Source organism: Microcoleus sp. B13-B6 (assembly GCF_036705405.1).
Classification (GTDB): domain Bacteria; phylum Cyanobacteriota; class Cyanobacteriia; order Cyanobacteriales; family Microcoleaceae; genus Microcoleus.
On the sequence record NZ_JAUBUJ010000188.1, the window covers coordinates 1 to 7,339 of the forward strand.

At 46.5% G+C, this 7,339-nt stretch carries 1 protein-coding gene; it reads left to right on the forward strand.

The window, feature by feature from the left end:
- The first annotated feature begins 3 nt into the window (after nt 1-3).
- Nucleotides 4-6,861: an Ig-like domain-containing protein gene (locus QUB35_RS37925; protein ID WP_333148095.1), complete on the forward strand. Its 6,858-nt coding sequence runs from the start codon at nt 4-6 to the stop codon at nt 6,859-6,861.
- Nucleotides 6,862-7,339: the final 478 nt, after the last annotated feature.

Genomic DNA, 7,339 nt, shown 5'->3' on the forward strand with positions numbered 1-7,339 from the left:
ACGGTGGTTGAAACTATAAATGTTACCTCCACAAATGTCACTGTTAGCGGTAGTACCGTCACAGTTAACCCCACGGCAGATTTAGCGCAAGGTACTGGTTACTACGTTGAAATTGCTGCTGGTGCAATTAAAGATTTAGCTGGTAACAATTATGCTGGGATTACGGGTGCAACTACTTGGAAATTCGCAACTAGCGATTCTAAGATTGATAACTGGCTTGAACTAAAAAGTTACTTGACAAGTAGCGGAATTAATGTATCTGGTGTAGTAGAGTCAGTTCTCAAAGAATTGATCGAGAAAGTCAACCCACTAACTGTTGAGTATGAAAACAATGAACTCACAGTCACATACGATGGTGAGGTAGATTTCAGTAAGTTCACAGTTCTTCCTCTTGTTACTAAAATTGCAGGCGATCTAACGATACCGATTAGCGAACCTAGCTTAACCATATCGGAACTGAATACCATCACTCCTACTTACACACTCGCTGGAAAGGTGAATTTTGAAGAAGAGGAAGATGGGGGAAAACCCAATGTCTTAGACTTCATTAATGAGAACCTAAAAATTAAAGAGATAGAGCTGGAAACTGAGATTACAACAGAGACTCCCCAGGAATTGAGCGTAACTGCAAATTTAAGCACAGAAAAACTAACGCTATTGAAGCAAGATTCGCTGTGGATTGAACTTACAGGTGCTAAATTAAACATCAATACGACAACCACTTCTACGCCCAAGTTCGGGATTGGAGGAAGCGTAAGTATTAAAGGTTACGATCCTTTCCAAGACAACGAACCCGAATTAAACGTTGGGGGAGAGATTATTTTCCAACCTGAATCGATCACAAGTAGCCTTCAACTTGCGCCAACAGAACCTTGGGAAAATCCCTTTGGCTTACCTGATTCAGAAATTCGGAATTTAGCTATACAGCTAGGTGGAACCTACGCACCGCCCTCGATTAAAAATGTTGGATTCGTGGCAGAGTTGCAGTTTGGAAAGTACAATCTCGATGCGGCTTTCGCGGTGGATAGCAAGGAGCCAAAGAAATTTGCTGTGGAATTAACAGTCAACGATCCCATCAACATAGTTGACCTTTGGACTGGGCCAGTCGGTTCTTATCTAATCAAACAAGTGGGTAAGGAAGTCGGTTTTGTCAAAACGGCAGAATCGTTTTTGAAGGAAGTTCTGAATGTAGATATTGTATCTATCGATGGCCTTGATGCAAATACAGAACTCGATCCACTCCTCAAATTAGTGCCTTTTGATACAGAGATTAAGACACTGGTTGGCGAGAGGAAATTAACAAAAGGTTTTGGGATTAATGGTCAGGTAGAGGCTTGGGGAAAAAAAGCTACTCTAACTCTTAACGCTAATCCTTACGATGTAATCAATCCAAGTTTAGAAGGAGTTTTACAGATTCCTGAAATTGACTTGGGATTTTTGAAACTCACAGGAGCCGAGAGTGCTGATGATAAGACTGTCGATTTAGCACTCAAAGTCAGTCCCACTGAGCAATATCTAAAAGGGGACGCTAAGCTTGAGATTTTTGGCAAGACTGTTGCTAAAGCAAACGTGGAATTTACAACCACGAGTGCCAAAATCAAAGATTTTGATTTTGATTTAGGAGCCGTAGCACTAGACATTAACGATTTTTCAGTTGATATTGACAAGAAGACGGCCAGTGGATCGGGTTCGGTGAAGATTCTTGGGCAAGAAGTTGCCGGAGCCAAAATTAATGCGGATAGAAATGGGCTAAAAGTTCAAGGAAATCTTGACTTATTCGGAGTCTTATCAATCGAGAACGCAATAATTGATATTAAAAGTCCCACCGATATCAAAATCGGAGGGACAGCTAAAATCTTGGGTCAAAATTTAGGCAGTGCCGACATTAGCCTACAGAATGGCCAGCTAACAGTTAAAGGTCGAATAGGCTACGATCTCAAGCTCGTTGGCAATGTTCAGGCAGACCTTGAGATTACCTCAGATGGTACACCTGGTGGTTCCAAGGTAAAGGTAGGTTATGAGGCTGGGCCGCTCAAAGGTGACTTTACCGTGTCACTAGCTCCGCTCACAAGTATCGGAAATTTGTTGGACCAGGTGACGGGCGGTGCCCTGGGTGCAATCACTGAGGCTGTAAATATAGCCATTGATGGGGTTGTTAATGGATTTAATAGTGTTACATCAGGTGTACTCAATACCTTTACTAAAATAGGTGACTTTTTTGAAGGTGCGTTTAAAGACTTGGGGGACTTCCTGGGTTTCGGCCCGGATGATGATCGTGATGACGAATTTTTGGATGATGGAAACAACAAATATGACTCAAAGGGAGGTGATGACTATATTCGAGGTAAGGGTGGAGATGACCATCTCATCTTGGGGTCGGGGAATGACAAAGGAGAAGGTTGGTCGGGCAATGACCGAATCGAAGGTCAGGATGGCAATGATACGTTGCATGGCGACGAAGGAAATGACCTGTTAGCAGGTGGTAGGGGCAACGACACTCTCAAAGGTGCCGATGGTGACGATCTCCTCCAGGGTCAACAAGATGACGATTGGCTGGAGGGCCATAATGGCAACGACAAACTCGAAGGCAATGAAGGCAGAGACACACTTGTTGGGGGTTCGGGTTCTGACTTCCTTTATGGTAATGCTGACGATGATCTCCTGTACGGTTATGAGGGTCGGGACTTGCTTGATGGTGGCGATGGTAATGACACCCTAAATGCTGACCAGGATGATGACCGTGTTTATGGTGGGAATGGCAATGATTTGATGAAAGGTCAGGATGGCAATGACGAACTGCACGGCTATCAGGGTAATGACACCATTGAGGGCGGAAATGGCAAGGACGTTCTCTTTGGTCAGGGAGATAACGACTTCCTCCAAGGTGGAGATGGGGATGATGTTCTCTATGGCGAAGACAACGGAAAAACGGGAGGAAACTACAACGGTAGCAACGACAAAGACACACTCGAAGGTGGAAATGGTAAGGATACTCTCTTCGGCGGTTTGAGTGACGATTTGCTCCTTGGTGGGAATGATGATGACATTCTTAGCGGTGAAGATGGCAATGACATACTCCGAGGAGAAACAGGAAACGATTTCCTCGACGGTGGTAAAGGCAACGACTCTCTAAACGGCGGGGACGGTAGTGATTCGCTCTTTGGTCGAGGTGGCAATGATTTCCTTGAAGGCTTTGGGGGTAAAGATTACCTCAAGGGTGGTGACGGTAACGATCGCCTCTTTAGTCATGACGATGATGACATCCTGAGTGGAGAAGCAGGAGACGACGTTCTCGGTGGTGGGAGTGGTAACGATGTCTTAGATGGTGGAGATGGTAACGACTCTCTCAATGGTGAAGCAGACAATGACACGCTCTCTGGTGGCAATGGCAGCAACGTCCTTGATGGAGGTGACGGAACTGATACTGCTGATTACAGATTTTCTAGTGGTTCTGTTAATGTCAATTTAAACGATGGCAAGGCCAAATTTGCTGGCAATACAGATCTGTTAACCTCGATTGAAAATGTCATTGGCTCACCTAATAACGAAGAAATTAAGGGCAACAGTCAGAATAATACCCTCTCTGGCCAAGCCGGTAACGATATCCTCCTGGGTGAGAGTGGCAACGATCTTCTCAGGGGTGATGAAGGTAATGACGAACTTCACGGATGGGAGGGCAATGACACCCTCGAAGGCGGAACTGGCAACGATACTCTCTACGGTCAACAGGGCGATGACTCTATCCAAGGTGGAGATGGCAATGACGCTCTTTATGGCGAAGGGAACGGATCGACCTCTGGTACAAGTAGCAAAGATACCCTAAGCGGTGGTGCTGGGGATGACTCTCTCTTCGGTGGCGTTGGCGATGATTACCTAGATTCTGGGGAGGGCAGCGATACTATTGACGGAGGAGATGGCAACGATATCTTGCTCTTGACCGGTAAGAAAGAAGACTATAAGTTTACCGAGACAGCTACAGCAGTATGGCGAATTGTTGCTCGGAATGGCGATGTCAAAATCGTGACCGGAGTTGATAATTTTGAGTATCGGCAATCTACTAATACAGATTTTGACCTCACATCAGTATTCAATCGCGATGTGATTGTCAACCGCGCGGGAGAAGTCACAGACAGCACACAAGCTCCACTGAGTACCGGGAATGAAACGCTACTCACTCAGTCCTTTGCAACGTTTAAAAACGGTGCGAATGGCAACGGTTTGCCTGACAACGGCTTTTTCCCAGCGAATACGTACCATCCCGACGTTCAACTAGGCTACAACAACACCAATAACGGCAACAACGCCAAAGTTCTTGCAAATGACTGGACATTCTTTACCTTCCCAGTTACGCCCAACCAGTATTCAGAAATCCACCTGTTCGCTACCAGTACATATGGCAGCACTGGGATGCCGGTGACTTTTTACTATAGCGATGGCACATACGTAGAAAAGAAGGTCACTGTTCCCGACTGGTTTGATGAAATTACCGAAACATCGTCCAATTACTATCTGATCGACGGAATGGATCGCAGCCTTGATACAACTGAAGCAGGTTATCAAGATGTCAACGATCCCGCCATATTCGGGTTCAAGTTCTATCCCAACCCAGCCAAAACGCTGCAAAGCATTAACGTCGGTAAAACAAGCGGTACCGCTAATAATTATCTGGGAGTGTTCGGAGCCACAGGTGTTTTAGTCAGCGCCACAAAGCAAACACTTAACACAGACACAGTAAGGACATACTACAAGAGTCGTGTCATAGACGGTTACATTGGTAGCGGTAAGGTGTTCTTCGATGCCAACTTAAACGGGATGTTGGATGAGGATGAACCGTTTACGATTACCAGGGCAGATGGCAGTATCGATCTGAATGTGGAAGTCGAAAAGTTTGATACCAACCAAAATGGTGAACTCGACTATACCGAAGGCCAGTTTGTTCTCATGGGAGGGATGGACATCCTTGGCGGGGTGGATGCTGCAACGGGTTTGCCGATGGCTACGCCACTGACTTCTATCCTAGAGTCAACGGTTGTGACACCTTTAACAACGGCGATCGCCTCTATGGTGCAGCAAGGCCTTGACCCAGCAACAGCGGAAACTCAGGTGAAAGCAGCGTTAGGACTGCCCGCAGGAGTTGATTTAGGTAGCTACGACCCCTTAGAGGCGATCGCCAAAGGGGACGCGAATGGTGTATCGGTATTCGGCTCGATGATTCTGGTGCAAAATACGATCGTCCAGATAGCGAAATTCATCAAGGGGGTTTCGGAAACAGAAGTTGCTCAACTCGCATTTAGTGGTATCGGGGCGATCGCCAATCAACTCAAGGGTGGCGCTGCTGTAGATTTAGGCAAAACAGAAACAATCTTGGCTATTCTCCAAGCAGCCATTACCAAAGCAGCAGAGTCTGACCCCAAAATCAACCCGACACAACTGGCTGCGAGTGCTGCTGCTGCGGCTCAAATCATGGCTCTGGGCAATCAAATGGTCAAGGATCTCGTCGCTAGCGGTCGCCCCATCAAAGATATTGCCCTTGAGATCACGAAATTGCAGGCGGTGTCTGTAGGTCAAATTGCTGTCGGTTTATCCGATTTGGCGGCGGGAACTGTGACTGTTGAAGAGTTCCTTGCTAACAACACCAAAGAGGCGATTCTGGCTCGGATCGAGAAGGTGAAGGTTAATGACCCTACTGTTCGCCCCGTTGTCGAGACTATTGATGCCACAGAGGCGATCGAGCCCGAGGAACCTACATCTGAGGACACCGGCAGCGCCCCTGGCACCGAAACCGGCACTGACACACCAACATCGATCGCTCCCACCCCACCGATCGCTCCCACCCCACCGATCGCTCTGACCCCATCAGTAACAGCCTCGGAAACACCGACACCATCGGAAACAGCCTCGGAAACACCGACACCATCGGAAACAGCAACTCCCACGCCAACAACTAATAACCTCTCAGACGATGAGTGCATCTGCGACAAAATTACCTATCCCAACTTAAACCGACCCAACTCAGTTGAAAACACCATACTCGGCGCATCCGGCATTCAGATAGGCACTGCCCAAAACGATGAATTACTAGGTAGCGATGCTGCCAACATATTCGAGGGCAAATCCGGGGATGACAACTTATACGGTGGTGCCGATAATGACATTATTAATGGCAACCAAGGCAATGACTTCATCGCCGGAGGCAAAGATGAAGATACTCTCTACGGAGATGAAGGAAGCGACATCATCCTTGGCGAATCGGGTAACGATTTAATCTTCGGAGGCAAAGGCAATGACTTCTTACATGGCCGCGAAGGTATTGACATCATTTATGGCAACAAAGATGATGACTTCATCGATGGTGGTAAGGATAATGACACCTTATATGGAGGCAAAGGTAACGACATCCTGCTTGGTAGTCAAGGTGATGACAATCTGTTTGGACAACAGGGAAATGATACAATCTGCGGCGGCGAAGGTAATGACTTAATCAACGGTGATGAAGGAGCAGATATCCTGGGAGGGTGTGCCGGAAATGATACTCTGTTCGGAGGCGCAGACAACGATACTCTCACTGGTGGCAAAGGCAACGATATCCTTTACGGAGGCATGGGAAATGATAGTTTGATTGGCGGTAGCGGCAATGATATCTTTGCCTTAACAACTGGTCAAGGATTTGATATCATCGCTGATTTTACCATCGGTCAAGATTTGATTGGATTAAGCGGTGGCTTGAGTTTTGGTCAGTTGGAAATAACTCAAAATACTCAGGGAACTCTCATCAAGAATCTCTTGACAGGGGAGCAGTTAGGTGTGATGGTTGGAGTGAGTGCCAATGCGATAACATCTGCTAATTTCATGCTGGTTTAGGAAAGGAGAGAAAAGTGCGATCGCCCTTAATACCAATTTTATATGAGGTTGCATAGAATCTGATCCCCCCTAACCCCCCTTATTAAGCAGGGCTGTTTCATTCTCTTGTAGGGGCAATCCCACGCCCGGTTGGCCCGATATTTGAAACATCGATTTCATCGTCCGTGGGGGGGCGGGCACGGGGGCACCGCCCCTACAAAAGCCTGATTTTCGTGAGAATGAAACAGCCCTGCCTTATTAAGGGGAGTAGGGGGTGGGACAAGAGCTTGGTCAAAGTCAACCCCTACTCCCCTTATTAAGGGGGAGTAGGGGGTATGCGAGGGGGAGCGAAATATATGCAACTTCACATTAAATTGGTATAAGTAAAAAAAGGGCGATCGCACTTAACCAAAATCAACATTTATAGTCATTTCAAATAAATGTGAGACAGAGGTAAGATCATGATAAAATCGATAAAAATACTTAATTAGAAAAAAAT